The 23,444-nt window shown below is 66.3% G+C and carries 18 protein-coding genes and 1 pseudogene; 13 read left to right on the plus strand and 6 right to left on the minus strand.

Translation table 11 applies throughout. The features are described from left to right. Positions 1 to 73: 73 nt before the first annotated feature. Both glgA and glgC read right to left on the minus strand, forming a co-directional pair. Entirely contained in the window at positions 74 to 1,549 is a 1,476-nt protein-coding gene (gene glgA, locus DVS29_RS07430; RefSeq protein WP_118179797.1) for a glycogen synthase GlgA, read from the minus strand. A gap of 26 nt (positions 1,550 to 1,575) precedes the next feature. Then, entirely contained in the window at positions 1,576 to 2,847 is a 1,272-nt protein-coding gene (gene glgC / locus DVS29_RS07435) for a glucose-1-phosphate adenylyltransferase (protein WP_118179798.1), read from the minus strand. 410 nt (positions 2,848 to 3,257) lie between these two features. Here glgC and DVS29_RS07440 point away from each other — a divergent pair, with 410 nt between their 5' ends. Beyond that, positions 3,258 to 4,286, plus strand: a complete 1,029-nt coding sequence (locus DVS29_RS07440; RefSeq protein WP_118179910.1) for an alpha/beta fold hydrolase — start codon at positions 3,258 to 3,260, stop codon at positions 4,284 to 4,286. A 10-nt stretch (positions 4,287 to 4,296) separates the two neighbouring features. On the opposite strand, the gene DVS29_RS07445 is transcribed toward DVS29_RS07440, so the two are convergent. Further along, a complete protein-coding gene (locus DVS29_RS07445; RefSeq protein ID WP_118179799.1) occupies positions 4,297 to 5,286 on the minus strand; it encodes an LLM class flavin-dependent oxidoreductase in 990 nt (329 codons plus the stop codon). 950 nt (positions 5,287 to 6,236) lie between these two features. Between DVS29_RS07445 and hpnI the strand changes: the two are divergent. The 4 genes and pseudogenes from hpnI to DVS29_RS07465 all read left to right on the plus strand — a co-directional run. Further along, a pseudogene (hpnI, locus tag DVS29_RS07450) lies at positions 6,237 to 7,496 on the plus strand (bacteriohopanetetrol glucosamine biosynthesis glycosyltransferase HpnI); the annotation flags it as partial. A 295-nt stretch (positions 7,497 to 7,791) separates the two neighbouring features. Then, entirely contained in the window at positions 7,792 to 9,213 is a 1,422-nt protein-coding gene (gene hpnJ, locus DVS29_RS07455; protein ID WP_118179801.1) for a hopanoid biosynthesis associated radical SAM protein HpnJ, read from the plus strand. Next, the gene (gene hpnK, locus DVS29_RS07460) at positions 9,213 to 10,070 is read left to right on the plus strand and encodes a hopanoid biosynthesis-associated protein HpnK (RefSeq protein WP_118179802.1); all 858 of its coding nucleotides are present in this window, start codon (positions 9,213 to 9,215) and stop codon (positions 10,068 to 10,070) included. The genes hpnJ and hpnK overlap by 1 nt, the downstream gene beginning before the upstream one ends. Further along, positions 10,067 to 11,170 carry a lysylphosphatidylglycerol synthase domain-containing protein gene (locus DVS29_RS07465; RefSeq protein ID WP_420816076.1) on the plus strand — a complete coding sequence of 368 codons (1,104 nt, stop codon included), beginning with the start codon at positions 10,067 to 10,069 and terminating at the stop codon, positions 11,168 to 11,170. Before hpnK ends, DVS29_RS07465 begins: the two co-directional genes overlap by 4 nt. 814 nt (positions 11,171 to 11,984) lie before the next feature. On the opposite strand, the gene DVS29_RS07475 is transcribed toward DVS29_RS07465, so the two are convergent. The 3 genes from DVS29_RS07475 to fdxA all read right to left on the minus strand — a co-directional run bounded on the left by DVS29_RS07475 (position 11,985) and on the right by fdxA (position 14,310). Then, the gene (locus DVS29_RS07475; RefSeq protein WP_118179803.1) at positions 11,985 to 12,653 is read right to left on the minus strand and encodes a TetR/AcrR family transcriptional regulator; all 669 of its coding nucleotides are present in this window, start codon (positions 12,651 to 12,653) and stop codon (positions 11,985 to 11,987) included. Between the two features lie 135 nt (positions 12,654 to 12,788). Beyond that, positions 12,789 to 13,880 (minus strand): NAD(P)/FAD-dependent oxidoreductase, encoded by a 1,092-nt coding sequence (locus DVS29_RS07480; protein ID WP_118179804.1) that lies wholly within the window; start codon positions 13,878 to 13,880, stop codon positions 12,789 to 12,791. 97 nt (positions 13,881 to 13,977) lie between these two features. Next, on the minus strand, positions 13,978 to 14,310 hold the full coding sequence (gene fdxA, locus DVS29_RS07485; protein ID WP_118179805.1) for a ferredoxin FdxA: 333 nt from the start codon (positions 14,308 to 14,310) through the stop codon (positions 13,978 to 13,980). Between the two features lie 331 nt (positions 14,311 to 14,641). On the opposite strand from fdxA, the gene DVS29_RS07490 reads away from it, so the two are divergent. The 8 genes from DVS29_RS07490 (at position 14,642) to DVS29_RS07525 (ending at position 23,437) form a co-directional block, all read left to right on the plus strand. Beyond that, entirely contained in the window at positions 14,642 to 16,300 is a 1,659-nt protein-coding gene (locus DVS29_RS07490; RefSeq protein ID WP_118179806.1) for a 6-hydroxynicotinate reductase, read from the plus strand. A gap of 5 nt (positions 16,301 to 16,305) precedes the next feature. Beyond that, on the plus strand, positions 16,306 to 17,331 hold the full coding sequence (locus DVS29_RS07495; protein WP_118179912.1) for a UPF0280 family protein: 1,026 nt from the start codon (positions 16,306 to 16,308) through the stop codon (positions 17,329 to 17,331). Beyond that, positions 17,307 to 17,897 carry an amino acid synthesis family protein gene (locus DVS29_RS07500; protein WP_118179807.1) on the plus strand — a complete coding sequence of 197 codons (591 nt, stop codon included), beginning with the start codon at positions 17,307 to 17,309 and terminating at the stop codon, positions 17,895 to 17,897. The genes DVS29_RS07495 and DVS29_RS07500 overlap by 25 nt, the downstream gene beginning before the upstream one ends. A gap of 71 nt (positions 17,898 to 17,968) precedes the next feature. Continuing rightward, the gene (locus DVS29_RS07505) at positions 17,969 to 18,553 is read left to right on the plus strand and encodes an amino acid synthesis family protein (RefSeq protein WP_118179808.1); all 585 of its coding nucleotides are present in this window, start codon (positions 17,969 to 17,971) and stop codon (positions 18,551 to 18,553) included. 89 nt (positions 18,554 to 18,642) lie between these two features. Then, on the plus strand, positions 18,643 to 20,595 hold the full coding sequence (locus DVS29_RS07510) for an ABC transporter permease (RefSeq protein ID WP_240655502.1): 1,953 nt from the start codon (positions 18,643 to 18,645) through the stop codon (positions 20,593 to 20,595). Continuing rightward, positions 20,592 to 21,401: an ABC transporter ATP-binding protein gene (locus DVS29_RS07515; RefSeq protein ID WP_118179809.1), complete on the plus strand. Its 810-nt coding sequence runs from the start codon at positions 20,592 to 20,594 to the stop codon at positions 21,399 to 21,401. The genes DVS29_RS07510 and DVS29_RS07515 overlap by 4 nt, the downstream gene beginning before the upstream one ends. A 17-nt stretch (positions 21,402 to 21,418) precedes the next feature. After that, positions 21,419 to 22,162 carry an ABC transporter ATP-binding protein gene (locus DVS29_RS07520; protein WP_118179913.1) on the plus strand — a complete coding sequence of 248 codons (744 nt, stop codon included), beginning with the start codon at positions 21,419 to 21,421 and terminating at the stop codon, positions 22,160 to 22,162. A gap of 75 nt (positions 22,163 to 22,237) precedes the next feature. Then, entirely contained in the window at positions 22,238 to 23,437 is a 1,200-nt protein-coding gene (locus DVS29_RS07525; protein WP_118179810.1) for an amidohydrolase family protein, read from the plus strand. Positions 23,438 to 23,444 lie beyond the last annotated feature (7 nt).

Genomic DNA, 23,444 nt, shown 5'->3' on the forward strand with positions numbered 1-23,444 from the left:
GAGACCGCCTGTGAGACCGCTCCCAGGATCGCTCGCGAAACCGCTGGTGAGGCGGCCGCGCGCGCGCCCGGACTCAGCCCGCCAGCTCGCGATACAACGCCATATACCGCTCCGCCGACGCGCCCCAGCCGAAGTCCTGCCGCATCGCGCGCTGCTGCGTGGTGCGCCAGTCGGTGCGGCGCGCGTACAGCGCGAATGCCCGGCGGATCGCCGCGGCGATCGCTTCCGGCTCGAAGCGCTCGAACACGAAGCCGGTGGCGAGATCGTCGGCGAGATTTTCGAGCGACGCGTCCACCACCGTATCGGCGAGGCCGCCCACCCGGTGCACGAGCGGCAGCGACCCATACGCGAGCGCGTACATCTGCGTGAGCCCGCACGGCTCGAAGCGCGACGGCACCGCGACGACGTCGCTGCCCGAGATGATCGAATGCGCGAGCGCCTCGTCGAACCCGCGTTCCAGCGCGACCGACTCCGGATGCGCATGCGCGGCGCGCAACAGCCCCGCTTCGAGCGCCGGGTCGCCGGTGCCGAGCACCGCGAGTTGACCGCCGCGCCTGACGATCTCCGGCACTGCCGCGAGCAGCAGGTCGAGGCCCTTCTGCTCGGTGAGCCGGCTGACGACGCCGAACAGCAGCGCGTCGCCGTGCTGCGCGAGCCCGAGGCGTGCCTGCAGCGCGGTCTTGCAGTCGCGCTTCTTGGTGAGGCGGCTAGGCGTGTAGCGCGCGGCGATCGTCGTGTCGGTCGCGGGGTTCCACACCGCGTAGTCGACGCCGTTGAGTATCCCCGACAGTTCATGCGTGCGTTGCCGCAGCAGCCCATCCAGCCCGCAGCCCTGCGACAGCGTCTGGATCTCGCGCGCATAGCTCGGGCTGACGGTGGTCAGCCGGTCGCTGAAGAACAGGCCGGTTTTCAGGAACGACAGCTGGCCGTAGAACTCGGCGCCGTGCATCGTGAAGAAGTCGTGCGGCAGGCCGAGCTGATAGAAGCTCTGCGCCGGGAAGATGCCCTGGTACGCGAGGTTGTGCACCGTGAACACCGACTTCGCGAGCGCGCGGCCGCGTTCGCGTTCCGCCGCCCGCAGGTAAGCGGGCGCGAGCCCCGCGTGCCAGTCGTGCGCGTGGACGATCTGCGGCGCCCACAGCGGATCGATCCGCTGCGCGAGCTGCGCCGCCGTCCAGCCGAGCAGCGCGAAACGCGGCGCGTTGTCGCCGTACGGCACGTGCTCGTCGTCCATATACGGATTGCCCGGCCGGTCGAACAGCGACGGCGCGCGGATCACGTAGACGGTCACGCCCGTCGCTTCGAGCGTGCCTTGCTCGAGCCATGCCTCGTCGCCGCTCGCGTGCGCATGGAACGGATGCGCGAGGCGCGCCACCGGTTTCAGGTCCGCGAGCCCGGCGACCACGGGCGGGAAGCCCGGCAGCAGCACGCGCACATCGGCGCCGCGTTCGACGAGCGCGAGCGGCAACGCGCCCGTCACGTCGGCGAGGCCGCCGGTCTTCAGCAGGGGATACAGCTCGCTCGCGACGTGCAGCACGCGAATCGTCATCGGCGGTTCTCCGTCGTTCGTGGTGGTCAGGCGGTCGCCGTCTGCCGCATCAGCGCGTCGCGCGTCACCAGCACGACGCCCGCGTCGGTCCGGTAGAAGCGCTCGCCGTCGCGCACCGGGTCTTCGCCGATCACCGTGCCGTCCGGTATCTGGCAACCGCGGTCGATCACGACCTTCGACAGCCGGCAGCTCTGCCCGACCGTCACCTCAGGCAGCAAGACTGCCTCCTTGATGTTACAGAACGACTGGACGACGCAATTCGACGACAGCACCGAGTTGTACAGTTGCGAGCCGGACACGACGCAGCCGCCGCAGACGATCAGGTTGGTGCCCGAGCCGTGCAGCCCGTTCAGGTCGCGTACGAATTTCGCCGGCGGCAGCTGCAGCTGGTGCGTCCAGATCGGCCAGTTGCGGTCGTACAGGTCGAGCGCCGGAATCGTCGACGCGAGATCGAGGTTCGCGGCCCAGTACGCGTCGATCGTGCCGACGTCGCGCCAGTACGATTCCGCGGTCGGGTCCGAGGTCACGCACGACATGCTGAACGGATGCGCGATCGCCGTGCCCTGGGAGACCACGCGCGGGATGATGTCCTTGCCGAAGTCGTGATCGGTCGCGACGCTCGAGATGTTGTCCTCGAGCATCGAGTACAGGTAGTCCGCGTTGAACACGTAGATGCCCATGCTCGCGAGCGCGATGTCGGGGCGGCCGGGCATTGCGGGCGGATCGGCGGGCTTCTCGACGAAGCCCGTCACGCGCCGGTTTTCGTCGACGGCCATCACGCCGAACGCGACCGCGTCCATGCGCGGCACCTCGATGCAGCCGACCGTGCAGTCCGCGCCGCTTTCCGCGTGATCGAGGATCATGCGCGTGTAGTCCTGCTTGTAGATGTGGTCGCCCGCCAGCACGATCACGTACTTCGGCCGGATCGAGCGGATGATGTCGAGGTTCTGGAACACCGCGTCCGCCGTGCCGCGATACCAGTGCGCGCCTTCCACGCGCTGCTGCGCCGGCCACAGGTCGATGAACTCGTTGAACTCGCCGCGCAGGAAACCCCAGCCGCGCTGCAGGTGGCGCAACAGCGAATGCGCCTTGTACTGCGTGACCACCGCGATCCGGCGGATGCCTGAGTTGAGACAGTTGGACAGCGCGAAGTCGATGATCCGGTACTTGCCGCCGAAGTGCACGGCGGGCTTCACGCGCTTGTTGGTGAGCGGCCCCAGCCGGGTGCCGCGGCCGCCCGCGAGCACGATGGCGAGCGTGGAGCGTTGCAGATCGTTGAGGCTTGCCGGAGTTTCCATGGTGTGTCTCCTTGGTATGTGCCCCGAAGGCCGTGCTGCGCTGGTCTTGGCCGCATGAGGCGGCTTTGTGTGGTCTGGCGAATCCTTGCTGATGCCCGTGACGACCCCTCCTTTCTAGCACTGTTTGGACCACGCCGACCAGTCTGGAGAATGCTGAGCCCGCCGACACGGGATGGCGATGCGGTCTAGAATCGGTCGCGCCGTTCGCGGCACGATTCGTGCCGCCGGTTGCCTTCGATCCTTTCGACACGAAGAGATGTCCGATGACTGTTCGACGCCTGCTGCTGCAAGACTCGCTGCACATCCTTTCACGCTGCGTGGACGCTTCGCGCGCCGCGTTGTCCGCATTTGACGTTTCATCGCGCGTACGGCGCCTATGGAGCATCACGCATGCAGGCGCCGTCTGCGCGATGTTCGCGGCATCGACGGTCGCTTTTGCGCAGGCGAGCGCACCCGCTGCGGACACAACTTCTGCCGCCGCGCAGGGCACAGTGGCGGACGGCCCCGCCTACGGACCCGAACTGCAGGGCTTCGACTATCCATTCCCGGTCCAGCATTTCGCGTTTACCTCGCAGGGCGAGGCGCTGCAGATGGCGTTCATGGACGTGCGGCCGGCGCAGCCGAACGGCCGCACGGCGGTGCTGCTGCATGGCAAGAACTTCTGCTCGGCCACCTGGGAAACGACGATCCGCCGGCTGACGGATGCCGGTTATCGCGTGATCGCGCCAGACCAGATCGGCTTCTGCAAGTCGACCAAGCCTGCGCACTACCAGTACAGCTTCCAGCAGCTCGCACGCAATACGCATGCGCTGCTCGCGTCGCTCGGCATCTCGGACGTGACCGTGATCGGGCATTCGACAGGCGGCATGCTCGCGTTTCGCTATGCGCTGATGTTTCCGGGCGAGACCAGGCAGCTTGTCGTCGTCAACCCGATCGGGCTCGAGGACTGGAAGGCGAAGGGCGTGCCGTCGATCTCCGTCGACGACTGGTATGCGCGCGAACTGAAAACGACCGCCGCGGGCATCCGCCGCTACGAGCAGTCGACCTACTACGTCGGCCAGTGGCGCGCCGATTACGAACCGTGGGTGCAGATGCTCGCGGGCATGTATCGCGGGCCGGGGAAGGGCATCGTCGCGTGGAATTCGGCGCTGCTGTACGACATGATCTACACGCAGCCGGTGGTGTACGAGTTCCCGCACATTCAGGCGCCCACGCTGCTGCTGATCGGCGACAAGGACACGACCGCGATCGGCAAGGACCTTGTGCCGCCCAACGTGCGCGCGACGCTCGGCCACTATCCGCAACTTGCGAAGGACACGCAGGCGGCGATTCCGCACGCGACGCTGGTCGAGTTCCCGGATGCGGGCCATGCGCCGCAGATGCAGGATCCGCAGGCGTTTCATGCTGCGCTCTTGAAGTGGCTCGCGGCGCAGCCTTGAGCGACCCGGTTTAGCGCGTCATCGCTTCCCGCAGCTGCGCGGCGATCTCGAACGAGCGCAGCCGCGCGCGATGATCGTAGATCTGCGCGGTGAGCATCAGCTCGTCCGCCTGGGTCTGCTCGATCACGGACTCAAGCCCCGCGCGCACGTCGTCCGGCGCGCCGATCACCGTGCACGCGAGCGAATGCGCGACGCCGGCCAGCTCGACCTCGGTGGCCTCCACCTGATCGACCGGCGGCTGCAGCGGCCCCGGCGTGCCGCGCCGCAGATTGATGAACTGCTGCTGCAGCGACGTGAAGAGACGCAGCGCGTCGTGTTCGGTATCGGCGGCGAACAGGTTCACGCCGACCATCGTGTAAGGCTTGTCGAGCACCGCCGACGGCCGGAACTGCGCGCGATAGAGCCGCAGCGCATTCAGCAGATGATCGGGCGCGAAGTGCGACGCGAACGCGAACGGCAGGCCGAGCGCGGCGGCGAGCTGCGCGCTGAAGAGGCTCGAGCCGAGCAGCCAGATCGGCACGTGCAGGCCGGCCCCTGGCACCGCGCGCACGCGCTGGCCCGGCACCGGATCGCCGAAGTAGCGCTGCAGTTCGGCGACGTCGTCCGGAAACGACTCCGCGCTGCCGATCAGGTCGCGGCGCAGCGCGCGCGACGTGGTCTGGTCGGTGCCGGGCGCGCGGCCGAGACCCAGGTCGATGCGGCCGGGAAACAGCGACGCGAGCGTGCCGAACTGTTCGGCGATCACGAGCGGCGCGTGGTTCGGCAGCATCACGCCGCCGGAGCCGACGCGGATCGTCTTCGTGCCGCCGGCCACATGCGCGATCACCACGGAAGTCGCCGCGCTCGCGATGCCGGGCATGTTGTGATGCTCGGCGAGCCAGTAGCGCTGGTAGCCCCAGCGTTCGGCGTGCTGGGCGAGGTCGAGGGTGTTGCGGAATGCGTCGGCCGCGGTGCCGCCGGCGACGATGGGCGAGAGATCGAGTACCGAGAAGGGAATCATGTGGATGCGGCGCCACGCTCGAAGCGCGGCGCAGATGGTCTGCGGGATTGCTGCCGGCGATTGTGCCGCAGCGCTCCCGATCGCGCTGACGGCGCCGCGATGACCCTATGCGCGGCAGGGGCGGCTCGTCTCGCGTTGCGTCGTGTGGCTCATTCGGCCTCACACCTGACCCCGTGCGTGGCCGTCCGCACGGAGCGTGGACGCACGGCGCGCTAGCGTGATTGCAGCCGCCGCGCGTCAGGCGTCGACGGCGTTCCACCTGACGCCGGTCGGCCCGGAATCGTCACGCGTAGGTCGGCTACGCAGAACATCCCCGGGCGATCCTCGCCGATCGGGTCAACTCCTGGCCAGCGGTTGCCATGCCGCGGTCGTGCGGCGCGATCGCTCCCGTCGACCGTTATTCGTTGCAATTCCCGCCAGGGGTTCGGACTGCGCGTCGCCGTAACAGCGACGCTTCGCGTTCATTGCCCCGACACGTGCCCGTCTTTAAGTGGTAAGTTTGGCGGCGATATTAGCGGGCAATTTGTTGAGCATGATTCCTGTTTTCAGGCTTCCGGCAGGGCTTTAAATGCAGGCTTCGTATTGCGCTGCTACAATGCCGCGGCCGCGTTGAATCGCGGCTTTCGGTTACCGGAAAGCACGCCGCATCGCCAGCCATTTGCGATTCCGCTGTGGAGCCCACCGGAGTGACGTGCAGGGCTCGCCGCACGAGCGCATTCATTACGAATGACTTTCCGGCTGGTTTTGCCGGGCTTTCAGTACGGCATTACCTTCATATTAAATCGGTCTATCGATTCTCTTTCATTTGCTCTGTCGTGGTGACCCGCGTATTACCGCCGGTTACAGATTAATTAAGGATGCATCAGACCCCAGCCGTTCGCGAGGAACGGATGGTGCGGTCTGGTCAGCGAAAGGAGCCGGTTCCCGTGCAGTTCGATGTTCCGTTTTCGATTCCGCCGGGCGCCCTCGCGGCGCCGGGCTTCTGGCAATGGCTGCTGATCGCGCTGTGCTGTGTCGCGAGCCTCTATGCGGTGGTCGCGGCGGCGGCGATGGGCGCGTCGGTGTGGCGCCGCGCGGCCGGCCGGCGCACGGCGGCAGTGAAGGGCCGCGCCGCGCGCCACGCGCACGACGGCATCAGCGTGCTGAAACCGCTGTGCGGCGACGAGCCGCGTCTCTATGAGAACCTCGCTACCTTTTGCGAGCAGCAGCATGCGCGCTATCAACTGCTGTTCGGCGTGTCGTCGCCCGCCGATCCGGCCATCGCCGTCGTGCGGCGTCTGCAGGCCGCCTATCCGGCGCTCGACATCGAGGTCGTTGTCGACAGCCGCGTGTATGGCAGCAACCTGAAGGTCAGCAACCTGATCAACCTCGCGCAGCGTGCGCGTCACGATCTGATCGTGCTCGCCGACAGCGATATCGCGGTGACGCCGGACTATCTCGATCACGTGACGGCGCCGCTTGCCGATGCGCATGTCGGCGTCGTCACCTGCCTGTACCGCGCGCGGCCGCTCGGCAGCGGCTGGCGGCTGTGGCCGCGACTCGGCGCGATGTTCATCGACAGCTGGTTCGCGCCGTCCGTGCGGATCGCGCATGCGTTCGGTTCGCGCGAATTCGGTTTCGGCGCGACGCTCGCGCTGCGCCGTACGACGCTCGACCGGATCGGCGGCTTCATGGCGCTGAAGGACTGCCTCGCCGACGACTTCTGCCTCGCCGAATTCGCGCGCGACATCGGCCTCGCGACGGTGCTTGTGCCGCTGATGGTCAAGACCGACGTGGTGGAAGCGAGCGCGACGTCGCTGTGGCTGCGCGAAACCCGCTGGCTACGCACGATCCGCTCGGTGAATCCGGCCGGCTTCGCGGGCCTGTTCATCACCTTCACGTCGCCGTGGCTCGCGGTGGCCGCGCTTGCGTGCGCCAAGCTCGCAGCCTCCGGCATGCCGCCGCCTGGCAGCGCGCGCGGCATCGCGTTCGCGACGCTCGCGGCGAGCACGCTCGCAGGGATCGTCGCGCGCATCGTTGTGCATGCAGCCAGCGTGACGGACGCGCGCACATTCTGGCGCGATCTGCTGCTCGTGCCGGTGCGCGATGTGCTGCTCGCGCTCGAGTGGCTCGGCGCGGCGTTCGGCTCGACTGTCGTGTGGCGGGGCGCGCGGATGGCCGTCGCTAACCCGGGGGCAGCGGCAGCAGGCGCGGCGGCGGTTGGCGCGGGTGTGGGAGCTTCGCTCACTGCGCCGGTGCGCGCGGCGGCCGTGGGAAGTGCCGGCGGCCCGGGCGGCGCGGCGGCAGGTAAAATGCCACGCAGATCCGGCGCGGCGACCTCGGGCGCATCGGCGGGGGCGCGTGCCGCCGGCGGCACGGGGCCGGCAAGAATGGCAGAATCCGACAGAATGCGGGCCTCCGGGCTGGAAGTGTCCGACGGACGCTGAGCGCGATGCTACGCCCTCGTCCCGGCCGCATCGATCAACAAGACTTACACTGCACAGACAAAAGATTTCCGGAGCATCCATGAAAACGCTGTTTCTTCAGGCCCCGTCGTACGACGGTTTCGACGGCGGCGCGGGTTCGCGCTATCAGGCCAAGCGTGAAATCCGCTCGTTCTGGTATCCGACGTGGCTCGCGCAGCCGGCCGCGCTCGTGCCGGACAGCCGCGTGCTCGATGCGCCCGCCGACGGTCTCTCCGTCCAGGCGACGCTGAAGATCGCGGAAGCCTACGACCTCGTGATCATCCACACGAGCACGCCGTCGTTCCCGACCGATGCGCTGTTCGCCGAAGACCTCAAGAAGCACAAGCCGTCGATCATCGTCGGCATGGTGGGCGCGAAGGTGATGGTCGATCCGCACAACTCGCTCACGGCGACCGAAGCGATCGATTTCGTCTGCCGCGAGGAGTTCGACTTCACCTGCAAGGAACTCGCCGAAGGCAAGCCGTTCCCGGAAATCCTGGGCTTGAGCTGGCGCGCGAAGGACGGCTCGATCGAGCACAATCCGGCGCGCCCGATCCTCGAAGACATGGACGCGCTGCCGTTCGTCGCGCCCGTCTACAAGCGCGACCTGAAGATCGACAACTACTTCATCGGCTATCTGAACTACCCGTACGTGTCGATCTATACGGGCCGCGGCTGCAAGTCGCGCTGCACGTTCTGCCTGTGGCCGCAGACGGTCAGCGGCCACCGCTACCGCACGCGCTCGGTCGAGAACGTGCTCGAGGAAGCGAAGTGGATCCGCGACAACATGCCGGAGGTGAAGGAACTGATGTTCGACGATGACACCTTCACCGACGACCTGCCGCGCGCCGAAGCGATCGCGATCGGCCTGGGCAAGCTCGGCATGACGTGGTCGTGCAACGCGAAGGCGAACGTGCCGTACAAGACGCTCAAGGTCATGAAGGAAAACGGCCTGCGCCTGCTGCTGGTCGGCTTCGAGTCTGGCGATGACCAGATCCTCGTGAACATCAAGAAGGGCGTGCGCACGGATTTCGCGCGCCGCTTCAGCTCGGACTGCAAGCAGCTCGGCATCAAGATCCACGGCACCTTCATCCTTGGCCTGCCGGGCGAGACGAAGGAGACGATCGCAAAGACCATCGAGTACGCGAAGGAAATCAATCCGCACACCATCCAGGTGTCGCTGGCGGCGCCGTATCCGGGCACGACGCTCTACAACCAGGCCGTCGAGAATGGCTGGATGGAAGAGAACAAGACCATCAACCTCGTTAGCAAGGAAGGCGTGCAGCTTGCCGCGATCGGCTATCCGCACCTGTCGCGCGATGAGATTTATCATGATCTCGAACGCTTCTATCGCGAGTTCTATTTCCGTCCGTCGAAGATCTGGGAAATCGTGCGCGAGATGCTGATGAGCTGGGAAATGATGAAGCGGCGCCTGCGCGAAGGTGTCGAGTTCTTCCGCTTCCTGCGCGCTCACGAGGCGTGATGTCCGAGGTTGCCGAGGGGCACGGGCGGCAACGGCGCGCGCTGATCGTCACCGCCGACGACTTTGGCCTGCATCAACGGGTGAACGAAGCCGTCGAGCGCGCGCACCGGCATGGCGTGCTGACCGCGGCGAGCCTGATGGTCGGCGCACCGGCCGCGGCCGATGCGGTCGAACGTGCCCGCGCGCTGCCGAAACTGCGCGTCGGCCTGCATCTCGTGCTGGCGGACGGCGAAGCGCTGCTGCCGCGCCACGAGATTCCCGCGCTCGTCGATGGGGGCGGCCGCTTCGGCGACAACATGGTTGCCGACGGTTTCCGCTTCTTCTTCCTGCCCCACGTGCGGCGGCAGCTCGCGCGCGAAATCCGCGCGCAGTTCGATGCCTTCGCGCGCACGGGCCTTGAGCTCGATCACGTCAATACGCACAAGCATTTCCATCTGCATCCCACGGTGCTGTCGATGGTCATCGACATCGGCCGCGACTACGGCATGCGCGCGATGCGTCTGCCGAGCGAGCCGCGCGGGTCGGTGTGGCTGCAACCGTGGGTCGACCAGGTGCGCGCGCGGCTCGATCGCGCCGGCATCGCGCATAACGACTACGTGGTTGGCATTGCCGATACCGGCCACATGAACGAAGCCGCATGGCTCGCGGCGCTGCAGGCGCTACCGCCGGGCGTCGGCGAGATCTACTGCCACCCGGCCACCGGAGCCGAGCCGCTGACGCCGGCGATGCGAACCTATCGTCACGACGAAGAGCTCGCAGCGCTGCTGTCGCCGCGCGTGGCCGCGGCAGTCTCGGCCGTGGCCGCGACTTGTGGCGGATTCGCCGACGTGTGCCACCACGGGGCACTCGCGGCATGATCGGCAAGTGGCTCCGCTGGGCTGGTCTGCCGGTTGGCATCGGGATCCTGATCGTGCTGCTGCTGCGCGACGGGGTGTCCGACGTCGCCTCCGTGATCGGTCAGGCGGGCTTCGCGCTGCTGTGGCTGGTGCCGTTCCACGCGCTGCCGCTGCTGCTCGATGCGCGCGCGTGGCAACTGCTGCTCGACGAGCGCGCGCCGCTGCCGTTCCTGTGGTGGATCGCCACCGTGCGCGAAGCGGTGAGCCGGCTCCTGCCGAGCGTCGGCGTGGGCGGGGAGCTGGTCGGCATCCGGCTCGCGCGCTGGCGTGTGCACGACGCGAGCGGCGTCAGCGCATCAGTGATCGTCGAGGTGCTCGTGACGATCGCAGTGCAGTATGCGTTCTCTGCGCTCGGCCTCGTGCTGATCGTCGCGGCTACCGCGCAGACCGGCGTGCTGAAGACGGTCGGGCTCGCGCTGTTGCTGTCGTTGCCGTTCCCGCTCATTGCATTCGCGCTGATCCGCCGCGGCGGCATCTTCCACGCGATCGAACGCTGGGCCGCGCATCTGCTCGGCGATACGCATCCGCTCCTTCAGGGCATCGACGGTAGGCGGCTCGATGCAGATATCGATGCGCTGATGCGACGCACCGGCCTCGTGTTTCGCGCGTTTCTTTGGCAACTGTCGGGCTATGTGATCGGCGCGGCGGAAACGTACTGGGCGCTCGAACTGCTCGGGCATCCAGTGTCGGTTGCCGGGGCGCTCGCGATCGAGGCGCTGACGCAGGCCGTGCGTCATGCCGCGTTCATCGTGCCCGCGGGTCTCGGTGTGCAGGAGGCGGCGGTGGTGCTGCTCGCGCAGCTGTTCGGCGTGGATCGCGAGGTCGCGCTGTCGCTCGCGCTCGTGAAGCGGATGCGCGAGGTGCTGTTCGGCGCGCTCGCGCTGGCGTCTTGGCAGGGCGCGGAGATGCTGCGCACGCGCTCGCTGGTGCGGCGCGGGGCCACCCATGTGCCGGCATCCGCGGTTCCGGTTTCAGCATTGCCGCAAACGCAGTCGCATACCCACGCGCACACGCATGCGCGACGCGACGAAGCGGCCGTCGCGGATCGCGAGTCTCGCTGAGCGCAAAGCGCTGCCTTAGCCCGCAATTCTCCCTCTCGTTTGTCAAAACTTGTCTGAACGATGCGTGCTGCATAGTTCGGAAACCTATTTAATACCGCTCCGATATTTCACGGTTCGACGTCGCCCGAGCATCACGAGGACAGGACAAAGCTCGTGCCGTCACCGGCAATTTCCCCGGGTCGGCGCTTCTTTTTTCTTTGACTTCGTGGAGGTATGGCAACGGTGGCGATCTACTACACGATCGTCGACGGCGATCCGATTTCGAGCGGCGGAATACGTCCAAGAGCATGACGATCTGATCGAAGACGCGGACGGCCAGATGTGTGCGATGGCCTGTCTGGGAGACAAGGCATTTTGTGAGGCCTGCCAGTCTTGGGGAGAAATCATCGGTAAGTCCGGTATGCCCGACTACCTGCGGATGGGGGCGATCTGAGAGGCGGGCGGCTGCAGGCGGTCAGCGGCGACGGCGTGCTCTGCAAATACAGGCCGACGCCCGTGCTGATTCCGCAGTACGCGGTACACGATCAGCTTGAAGATACCGAGGAAGAGGGGGTGAAAGCGTGCTGTCTGTCCATTGCGACCAACGCTTTCGTTAAAAGTAGTCAACGAACATAGGGCGCAGTTGACGCCGAAATCCGATGCGACGACCGTCACGGTGCATGTCGACGACGCGGCGCGTTTGCGGGAGATTCGGCAACTGGTGCGCGCGAACAATCGGTCGACTCTGGACGAGAACTTCGTGATTTGCCAGATCTATATGGAATCGCAATTCGACGTGAACGCGAAGGCGGCCCGTAGTTCGGCCAAGGGATGCCTACCCCCCCGGCGCCACCAGCACCGCCCTCAAAACCGTATCCTTGATCACCTCGCGCCAGTGCGCGAGGGCCGCCTTGTCCATCAGCGATTCGCCGAGAAACGCGCCCAGCGTGTACTGGTTCGCGTTATAGAAGTACCCGAGCGACGCGATCATGATGTACACGTCGCGTGGGTCCGCCTCCGCGCGGAAAATGCCTTGCGCCTTGCCTGCATCGAGTACGCGCTGCACCACCGAAATCGCGTACCCGGAAATCTCCTTCAGCTTCGACGACTTCTTCGAGTGCTTGCCCTGATGCAGGTTTTCGCTGGAGAGCAGCGTGACGAATTCCGGATGGTCGAGGTAATACGTCCAGACGAATTCGACCATCTGCGCGAGGCCGCGCGCCGGGTCGTCGAGGTCGAGATCGAGGCGGCTTTCAGCCTCGTTGAACTGCGTGTAAATCGTCTCCAGCACTTCGATGAAGAGCTGTTCCTTGCTGCCGAAGTAGTAGTAGATCATCCGGTCGTGCGATCGCGCGGCCTTCGAGATGCTCTCGATCCGGCCGCTCGCATAGCCCTGTTTCGCGAACACCTTGATGGCAGCCTTCAGGAGCTTGGCGCGCGTGTCCTGCGCCTGCTTCGCGCGAATGCCGAGCGCACCGGGTTTGCGGGCGGCAGGGGTACTCATGATCGGCCTCTGTTCTTCGGTAGGGTGGTGAAGCGTGCTGTCCGGTGTGCATTGAAGCAGACTGCGATGCGCGCCACGCAAACCACATGCGGCGCGCCGCCATCATAGCGTTTCCGGCGTGCTACCCGTCACGCGTCAATCAAACACTGGCGTCTCGACGTCCAGCACCTTGTGCAGCTTCGTGCTCGTCGTCGTGTACTGCATGTGGATCTTGCGGTCCGGGAAGATGTAGGGCGCCGCGCCGAACGCCGCGAGCGCCGCTTCGTGAAAGCCCGACAGAATCAGCTTCTTCTTGCCCGGATACGTATTGATGTCGCCCACCGCGAAAATGCCCGGCACGTTGGTCTCGAACTTCCCGGTGTCCACGCCGATCTGGCGGCGCTCGATCTCGAGCCCCCAGCTTGCGATCGGCCCCAGCTGCGGAGACAGCCCGAAAAACACCAGCAGATGATCGAGTTCGAGCGTGCGCGTGACGCCATCGCCGCCCGTCACCTTGATGCGATGCAGTGCGTCGCCGCGATCCTCGAAGCCGTTCACCTGGCCCGTCATGAATTGCATCCGCATCCCGTCGCACAGCGCGCGCATCTTTGCGACCGACGCCGGTGCCGCGCGGAATTCGTCGCGCCGATGCACCAGCACGACACTTTGCGCGACGTCGACGAGATTTAACGCCCAGTCGAGCGCGGAGTCGCCGCCGCCGCAGATCACGATGTCCTTGTCGCGAAAGAGTTCCGGGTCGCGCACCCGGTAGAACAGCTGCCGCCCGTGATGTTTATCGATGCCGCTCACCTTCAGCGTGCGGGGCTGGAACGAGCCCACGCCTGCCGCGATGAAGATCGTCTTCGTGAGGAACTCGGTGCCTTTGCTGGTGCGCACGAAGAAGCGTCCGTCGTCGAGCCGCTCGACGATCTGCACTTCCTGGCCCAGGTGGAACGTTGCGCCGAATGGCTCGATCTGCTGCATCAGGTTGTCGGCGAGCTGCTGGCCGGTGCACATCGGCACCGCGGGAATGTCGTAGATCGGTTTGTCCGGATACAGCTCGACGCACTGGCCGCCAACCGCCGGCAGCGAATCGATCACATGCGCGTGAATTTCAAGCAGGCCCAGTTCGAACACCTGGAACAGGCCGACCGGCCCTGCACCGACGATCAATGCGTCGGTCTCGATGGGCGTTGGCGGTTCGGCATGCGTGGCGTGCTGGACGGGATGGTCGACGACCTCGTTCATCTGTTGACTCCTCAAGTGGGTAGACCGAACGGTGGACTGCAAAACCTCACGACGTGCTGCAAACTCATGGCATGGACTCCAGTGGCCCTGTGGTCCCTCAACCCGCGCTGCGCGCGAGCATCGCGAGCTTGCCGGATTCATTTTTCCATTCGTCGGCGTCGGGCAGCGGATTCTCCCGCCGCGTGAGCACCGGAAATACGGTTGCGAGCTCGGCATTGAGCGCGACGAATTCGCGCTGTGCGTCAGGGACGTCGTCTTCGGCACAGATTGCGTTGACGGGGCACTCGGGAATACAGACGGCGCAGTCGATGCACTCGTCCGGGTCGATCACCAGCATGTTCGGACCTGCATGGAAGCAGTCGACAGGGCAGACCTCGACGCAGTCGGTATAGCGGCAGCGGATGCAGGCTTGGGTTACGACGTGAGTCACGGCGACACTCCTTTCACAGGGCATCGCGGCGCGCGATCAGAACGCGGAAATGGCGCGCCGCAACATGACGGTCTACACGCGCATCGCACCGCATGGCGCCTGCAGCCGCGATAAAAACGACTGGACAAAGCAGGGTGTGGGCGTTGCGCAGTCTATTTTGATCGAGTATGGTTCACTCATGTTTGGTGTAGCAGATACTACACGAACGGTAAGTGACCGCAACATTTTCAAAATTGAAAACCGGCGGGTTGTCGAGAAAGTACCTTCAAAAATGGGCTTTCCCGCGAGCCGGAGCAAGACCGGAAGCGATGTCGTTGTCAGGAACCCCACCATGACGGAACATACGAAGGTCGATTTTGGTGCAGACGGCGTTGATGGCGAAACGGCCTCGACGCCGGGCCCGACCGTGCTCGAAAAGTCGGCGCCGCGCAGCGACCGGATGGCCGCGAACAAGATCGAGTGCAATGCGTGTCCAGTGCTGTGCCAGATCTCCGCGGGCCGCACCGGCGCGTGCGACCGCTACGCGAATGCGGATGGCCGGCTGATCCGCGTGGATCCGGTGCTGTTCATTTCGCGCGAGCGGCTGGAGAGCGGTTCCGCGACCGCGGCGATCGCGGCGCCGGCAGCGTTGATGGACGCGAACGAACCGTTCGATACGTCGCGGCTGCCAACGTCCAGCGGCGCGAACGCAAACGACATCGCGGATCGACGCACGGACGACGCACTCTTCGTCACCGGCGTCGGCGCATCGTCCACCTATCCCGACTACAAGCCCGCGCCGTTCATCGTGTCGTCGAAGCAGAACGGCGTCGACATGGTGACGGTCGTAACCGAAGGCATCTTCAGCTACTGCAGCTTCAAGGTGAAGATCGACACCGACCGCTTTCTCGGGCCGGAGCAGGCGAACGTGCGCTGCAAGGGCGAGATCGTCGGGCACGTGACCACCGCCGAATACGGCTCGCAGATGCTGAGCCTCGGCGGCGTGCATCATCTGACGGGCGGCAGCAAGAAAGAAGGGCGCGTGACCTGCGACATGATGCAGGCGCTCGGCAACAAGGACGCGGTGGAATTCACGATCGACGGCGGCGCGAATCTCGTGATCCGCGCGGGCGCGGCGCCGATTGTCGATGGCGTCGAAGAGCAGCGCATGCGCGTCGGCTGCGGCTCCGCGACGATCGGCATCTTCGCGAAGCAGTGGTTCGGCCACGTGGACGAAGTGGTCGTCGTCGACGATCACATCACCGGCGTGCTGACCGAACACCAGGCCGGCCGCTGTCTCGGCATGCTGGATTCGGGCCTGAAGATTCGCGGCCGCAAGTCCACGCCGGGCCGCTATTTTCAGGTGGCGAATCCAGGCACCGGCTGGGGCGGCACCGACATTCAGGACCCGCTCGCGATCGTCGAAGGCTTCGATGCCAGCAAGGCGCGGCCGGGCATGCGCATCCTGATGGTGTCGACGACGGGCGAGCACGCGCAATGGTACGAGCTCGATCGCGATCTCGTGCCGCGGGTGGCCGACATGCCCGATGCGGTACGTCGCACGGTCGAGCGGATCGGCGAGAACTGCGAGCCGTCGCTGGCTACGGTGCTGTTTATCGGCGGCGCGGGCGGCAGCCTGCGCGCGGGCGCTACCGAAAACCCGGTGCTGCTCACCCGCGCGATCAAGCAGCAGCTCGTCAATGTGACCTGCGGCGGCGCGCCGGCCTACGTGTGGCCAGGCGGCGGCATCACGATCATGGTGGATGTCGCGCGGATGCCCGACGGCTCGTTCGGCACGGTGCCGACGCCCGCGATCGTCGCGCCGATCGAATTCACGATGCGTTACGACGCGTACCGCGATCTCGGCGGCCATCTCGACGCGGTGCGTCCGCTTGCTGAGGTGCTCGCGCATGGTCCAACGCATACCGAGGGCGCGCCGCTCGAACGCCGCACGGTAGCACGTCATCCCGACAACCCGTGGCCGCCCGCCGTGCCGCCGATGCTCGGATGATCGCGATGAGCGCGCAACGTCTTCGCTACGACGATGGCCGCTGGCATCTGCAGCACGGTCCGATCGATCTGATCATCGGCGCCGATGGCACTGCTGCGGCCGTGCAGGCCGCGCATGAAGCGTGCTGGGCGCGCTTCGCCGGCGTGCTCGACGAACTGGTGCGCGAACTCGCGCTGCTGCGCGAGCCGGTGCCGCACGACGCGCAACGCAGCGACTGTCCATGCAAAGGCCCGATCGCGCGCCGGATGTGGCTGGCGTGTCACGCGCATCGCGAGCGTTTCATCACGCCGATGGCCGCGGTCGCAGGCAGCGTCGCGGACGAACTGATCGGCGCGTACGCGCGCGAAGGCATCGCGCGCGCGTACATCAACAATGGCGGCGACATCGCGTTTCATCTAAGTACGGGACGTGATGCTCGACGTGACGGGCAGGGTGCGTTGCCGCGCTATACGATCGGGGTATTCGCCGATCTCGCGCGCTTCGATCCCGTGCATTCACTTTCGCAAGACCACGATCACGCGCAGCCGCTTGACGCCCAACTCACGCTCGACGCGCACCAGCGGGTGCGCGGCATCGCGACGAGCGGCTGGCGCGGCCGCAGCTTCAGCCTCGGCATCGCGGACAGCGTGACGATCCTCGCGCGCGATGCCGCCACGGCCGATGCCGCCGCGACGGCCGTCGCGAACGCGATCGACCTCGATCATCCGGGCATCGTCCGGCGCCCGGCGTCGTCGTTGAAGGACAATAGCGATCTGGGCGATCGCCTCGTGACCGTCGACGTACCCGCGCTGCCGTTGCCGCTCGTCGACTTCGCGCTGGAACGCGGCGCGGCGAAAGCGCGACAGTTGCGCGACGCTGGCATCATCGAAGGCGCGGCGCTGTTTCTGCAACGCCGCGTGCGCGTGGTCGGCGTCGATACCGCAGTTGACACAGACGCCGACGCAGACAGGCCGAGCCACACCCATCACCGATTGAACGCAGCAGTGTTCTACCAGACGGAGGCCCCGTGTTCGAAATCCGCCGCGTGCTGACGCACGTCGAAGACATCTTCCATGAGTTCGGCCCGGCGCCGGCACAGCCGCTGCGGCGCGGCGCCATTGCCGCGGTGCTGAACAACCCGTTCGCGGGCCGTTACGAGCCCGAGATCCAGCACGCAATGGACGCATTGAAGCCGATCGGCCTCGACATGGCCGAACGTCTGCTCGGCGCGATGGGCTTGCCGCACAGCGCGATCGAAGCCTACGGCAAGGGCGCGATCGTCGGCTCGGCTGGCGAACTCGAACACGGCGCACTGTGGCACGTGCCTGGCGGCTATGCGATGCGCGAGCTGCTGGAAAATCACGGCGTGCCGACGAAGGCGATCGTGCCGTCCACGAAGAAAGTCGGCGCGCCGTCCACCGCGCTCGACGTGCCCCTCACGCACGTCAACGCGAGCTACGTGCGTAGCCACTTCGACGCGCTCGAAGTGCGGGTGCCGGGCGCGCCCGCCGCGGACGAAGTCGTGTATATCCTCGTGATGAGCACCGGGCAGCGCGTGCATGCGCGCGTCGGCGGCCTTGCGAAGGACGCGATCGCGGGCAAGGACGGATTGCGTTGAATCGATTCGACGCCACTTGACGAAACCGACAGAGCGGCAGAAACGGAACCTACGGATACACGGAGAGCGAGATGGCAATCAAGCTTCGCAAGCTGCTGGTGCAGGTCGACGAAACACGCATCGAGATGGGGCAGACGATCGATCCGCCGGTGCGCCGCGCGGTCGCGATCGCGGTGATCGACAATCCGTACGCGGGCCGCTACGAAGCGAAGCTCGACGCGCTGATCGAAGCCGGCGAAGAGCTCGGCGGGCTGCTCGGCAAGAAGTGTGTCGAAGCGCTCGGCATCGAGCCCGGTGCCGCGCAAAGCTATGGCAAGGCGGCGATCGTCGGCGAAGCGGGCGAGCTCGAGCACGCGGCCGCGATCCTGCATCCGAAGCTCGGCGCACCGCTGCGCGCCGCGGTGGAGAAGGGCGCGGCGCTCGTGCCGTCGGCAAAGAAGATGGGCACGCTCGGCACCGCGATCGACGTGCCGCTCGGCCATAAGGATGCCGCGTTCGTGCGCAGTCACTTCGATGCGATCGAAGCGCGTGTCGCGGACGCGCCGCGCGCGAGCGAGATCGTCGTCGCGGTCGCGGTGACGGCGGGCGGGCGGCCGCTGCCACGCATCGGCGGCCTGCAGGTCAGCGAGATCAAGGGCGAAGATGGTCTGCGCTGAGCGACGCCTTCACTGCTGTGCACGGAAGATGCGCGCGAGGCATGGAACGGGTCCATGCACGCGCGCCACGGTAAGCCGCTGAGGGCGACATGCTTTCGAATCTGCTGGTACAACTCGTGAACGGTCTTGCCGATGCGTCGTCGCTGTTTCTGGTGGCGGCGGGGCTGTCGCTGATCTTCGGCGTCACGCGCATCGTCAACTTCGCGCACGGCTCGTTCTACATGCTCGGCATCTACGTCGCGTACAGCATCGCGAGCCGCTTTGGCGCGACGACGGGCGGCTTCTGGCTGTCGGTGCTGGCGGCGGCGCTGGTGGTTGCGGTGCTCGGTGCGCTCGTCGAGATCGTGGTGCTGAGGCGGATCTATCAGGCTCCCGAGCTGTTCCATCTGCTTGCCACCTTCGCGCTGGTGCTGATTTTCCGCGACGCGGCGCTATGGCTGTGGGGCCCGGACGATCTGTTCGGCCCGCGCGCGCCTCACCTCGCGGGCTCCGTGCAACTGCTCGGCCATCCGCTGCCCACCTACGACATCGCGCTGATCGTGATCGGCCCGCTCGTGCTCGTCGCGCTCTGGTATGCGTTGACGCGCACGCGCTGGGGCACGCTCGTGCGCGCGGCGACGCAGGACCGCGAGATGCTTGGCGCGCTCGGCATCAACGAAGCGTGGCTCTTTACCGGCGTGTTCTTCGTCGGCGCGTTTCTCGCAGGTCTCGGCGGCGCGCTGCAGGGGCCGCGCATGTCCGCGAACCTGTCGCTCGATCTCGAGACCATCGGCAATGCGTTCGTGGTGGTCGTGGTCGGTGGGATGGGTTCGATTCCGGGCGCGTTCGCAGCCGCGCTGCTGATCGCGGAGATCAAGGCGCTGTGCATCGGCATCGGTCACGTCACGATACTCGGCATCGATTTTTCGCTGTCGCGCTTCACGCTCGTCGCGGAGTTCGTGGTGATGGCGGTGGTGCTGGTGGTGCGGCCGTGGGGCCTGTTCGGCCGCGCGAGCGCCGCGGTGCGCGGGATGGGCGCGCCGGAAGCGCCGCTGCGCCCCGCGGGCAAGCGGCTGAAGACGCTCGCGCTCGCGGTGCTGATCGTACTGCTCATCGCGCCCGTGGCCGCGAGCCGCTTTCCGTACATGCCGGTGCTGCTGGTCGAAATCCTGATCGCGGTGCTGTTCGCCGCGAGCCTGCACTTCATCATGGGCCCCGGCGGCATGCATTCGTTTGGTCACGCCGCGTACTTCGGGCTCGGCGCGTATGGCGCGGCGCTGTTCCTGAAGGTGCTGTCGCTGCCGATGGAAGCGGCGCTGCTGCTGGGGCCGTTGCTCGCGTTGGGCGGCGCGCTCGTGTTCGGCTGGTTCTGCGTGCGGCTCTCAGGCGTCTATCTCGCGATGCTGACGCTCGCGTTCGCGCAGATCGTCTGGTCGGTCGTGTTTCAGTGGGACGACGTGACGGGCGGCAGCAACGGCATTCTCGGCTTGTGGCCGTCGAACTGGCTGTCGTCGCCGGTCGCGTATTACTACGCGGCGCTCGTGCTGTGCGCGCTCGGCGTGTGGCTACTGCGGCGCATGCTGTTCTCGCCGCTCGGCTATGCGATGCGCGCGGGCCGCGATTCGACGCTGCGCGCGGAGGCGATCGGCATCGACGTGAAGCGCGTGCAGTGGGCCGCGTTCGTCGTCGCGTCGCTTTTCTGCGGGCTCGCGGGTTCGCTGTACGCGTTCTCGAAAGGCACGATCTCGCCGGAAGTGATCAGCGTGAGCCGCTCGGTCGACGGTCTCGTAATGGTGCTGCTGGGCGGCCTGCAGACGCTCGCTGGACCGGTCGTCGGCGCGGCGGTGTTCACGTGGCTGCAGGACACGGTCGCGCGGCAGACCGACTACTGGCAGGCGCTGCTCGGCGTCGCGATCCTGCTGCTCGTGATCGCGTTTCCGCAGGGCATCGCGGGCTTCATCCGCGATCGCTTCGGCGATCGCTTCGACGAGAACGGCGACGCGGATACTGCACTACCCGCAGGTACTGCCGCAGGCGGCGCGGCAGTGAAGGAGGGCCTATGAACCTCCTTTCGGTCAGCGGTCTGTCGAAAAGCTTCGGTGGCCTGAAGGCTGTCGACGACGTCTCCTTCGATCTCGCCGCGGGCGAACTGCTCGCGCTGCTCGGGCCGAACGGCGCGGGCAAGTCCACCTGTTTCAACATGGTCAACGGCCAGTTGCAGCCGTCGGCGGGCTCGATCCGTCTGGATGGCGAAGAGCTCGTCGGCAGACGGCCGCGCGACATCTGGCGCATGGGCGTGGGGCGCACGTTCCAGATCGCCGCGACCTTCAACTCGATGACGGTGCTGGAAAACGTGCAGATGGCGCTGATTTCGCGCGACCGCAAGCTGTTTGGCCCCTGGACGCCGGCCGCATCGCGTTACGTCGACGAAGCGATGGACCTGCTCGAACAGGTCGGCATGGGCGCGGACGCGCAGCGCGCATGCGGCGTGCTCGCGTACGGCGACGTGAAGCGCGTCGAACTCGCGATCGCCCTCGCGAACCAGCCGAAGCTGCTGCTGATGGACGAACCGACCGCTGGCATGGCGCCGAAGGAGCGCAACGAACTGATGGCCCTCACGAAACGCCTCGTCACCGAGCGCAACATCGGTGTGCTGTTTACCGAGCACAGCATGGACGTGGTGTTCGCGTACGCGGACCGGATGATCGTGCTCGCGCGCGGCAAACTGATTGCGGCAGGCAGCGGCGACGCGATCCGCAACGACGCGCGCGTCCAGGAGGTGTATTTCGGCACCGGCAAGACCTTTCGCGCGCATGCGGTGCTGGATGGTGCGAGCGACGCAAGCGGCGCGCAAGGAGCGTTGCAATGAGCGCGCTGCCTTCCACGATGGAAACGAACACATCGAAAACGAATGCAACCGGCGAACCCGTGCTGAAAGTCACCGGCCTCAACGCGTTCTACGGACGCGCGCACATCCTGTTCGACGTCGGCTTCGAAGTCGGTCGCGGCGAGGTGGTCGCGCTGATGGGCCGCAATGGCGCCGGCAAGTCGACCACGATGAAGGCGGTGATGGGTCTGCTGCCGCGCCGCGAGGGCCGCGTGCAGTTTCGCGGCGAGGACATCAGCCGCCACGCGCCGTACCGGATCGCGCGGATGGGCATGGGTTTCGTGCCGGAGGACCGCCGCGTGTTCGCGGATCTCACCGTGATGGAGAACCTCGACGCCGGCCGTCAGCCGCCGCGCGACGGCGCGCCTGAGTGGACGCCCGGGAAGCTGTTCCGGTTGTTCCCGAATCTCGGCGAAATGCCGAAGCGCCCGGGCGGCCAGATGAGCGGCGGCGAGCAGCAGATGCTCACCGTGTCACGCACGCTGATGGGCAATCCGTATCTGGTGCTGCTCGACGAGCCTTCGGAAGGCGTCGCGCCGGTGATCGTCGAGCAGATGGCGAACATGATTCTCGAGCTCAAGCGAGAGGGTCTGTCGATCCTGCTGTCCGAGCAGAACCTGCACTTCGCGGAACTCGTAAGCGACCGCGCGTACGTGCTGGAAAAAGGGCAGATCCGCTTCAGCGGCACGATCGGCGAACTCGCGCGGAACGAGACGGTGCGGCGAGCGTACCTGAGCGTATAGCGTGAGTGTGACCCGCGCGAGCGGCACGAGCGCCGCACGCGGTGAAAACACAGTCGTTGCGAAAGGAGATCAGGCATGGCAGCAGAGACGTTGACAGGCACGTCGGGCAAGGTGGTCGTGAAGAACATCGGATTGCTGTTGTCGGGCGACATCGACCATCCGATCCTCGATGCGGACACGATCGTGATCGACGACGGCGTGATCACCGCGGTGGGCCGCGAGAAGGATTGCGATCTCGAGCATGCGCGCACTACGATCGACTGCAAAGTCACGGCGGTGGCGCCCGGCCTGATCGATTCGCACGTGCACCCGGTGTTCGGCGACTGGACGCCGCGCCAGAATCAGATGGGCTGGATCGAATCGAACCTGAACGGCGGCGTGACGACGATGATCTCCGCGGGCGAGGTGCATCTGCCTGGTCGTCCGAAGGACGTGATTGGCGTGAAGGCGCTCGCGATCACCGCGCAGCGCTCGTTCGATGCGATGCGCACGGGGAACGTCGGCGGCGGCGTGAAGGTGCTGGCGGGCGCGCCGGTGATCGAGAAGGGCATGGTGGAGAGCGACTTCAAGGAACTCGCGGATGCCGGTGTGAAACTGCTCGGCGAAGTGGGCCTGGGCAGCGTGAAGGCCGGCGATGAAGCGGCACAGATGGTCGCGTGGGCGCGCAAGTACGGCATCCAGAGCACGATCCACACAGGCGGTCCGTCGATTCCGGGTTCGGGGCTAATCGGCAAGGACGTCGTGCTCGAAGCCGACGCCGACGTGATCGGCCACATCAACGGCGGCCATACGTCGCTGCCGTACCGGCACGTGTGCGACCTGTGCGAGCAGTCGAGCCGCGCGCTCGAAATCGTCCACAACGGCAACGAGAAAATCGCGTTACTCACGGCGCGCCACGCGATCGAACTGAAGTGCCCGCACCGCATCATTCTTGGCACCGACAGCCCGGCGGGCTCCGGCGTGCAGCCGCTTGGCATCCTGCGGATGATCGCGCTGATTTCGAGCCTTGCCGACATTCCCGCCGAAATCGCGTTCTGCTTCGCGACAGGCAATACCGCGCGTCAGCGCAACCTGCGCCAGGGGCTGATTGAGGTCGGTCGTCCCGCGGATCTCGTATTCATGGACCGCGCGCAGCACACGGCAGCGGACAACCTGCTGGAGAGCGTGCAGCTCGGCGATATTCCGGGCGTTGGCATGGTGATGATCGACGGCCTGATCAAGTGCCGCCGCAGCCGCAACACGCCGCCCGCGACCGAAGTGCCGGTCGTCGTCTGACGCGGGT

This window comes from Paraburkholderia phosphatilytica (genome assembly GCF_003443895.1).
Classification (GTDB): domain Bacteria; phylum Pseudomonadota; class Gammaproteobacteria; order Burkholderiales; family Burkholderiaceae; genus Paraburkholderia; species Paraburkholderia phosphatilytica.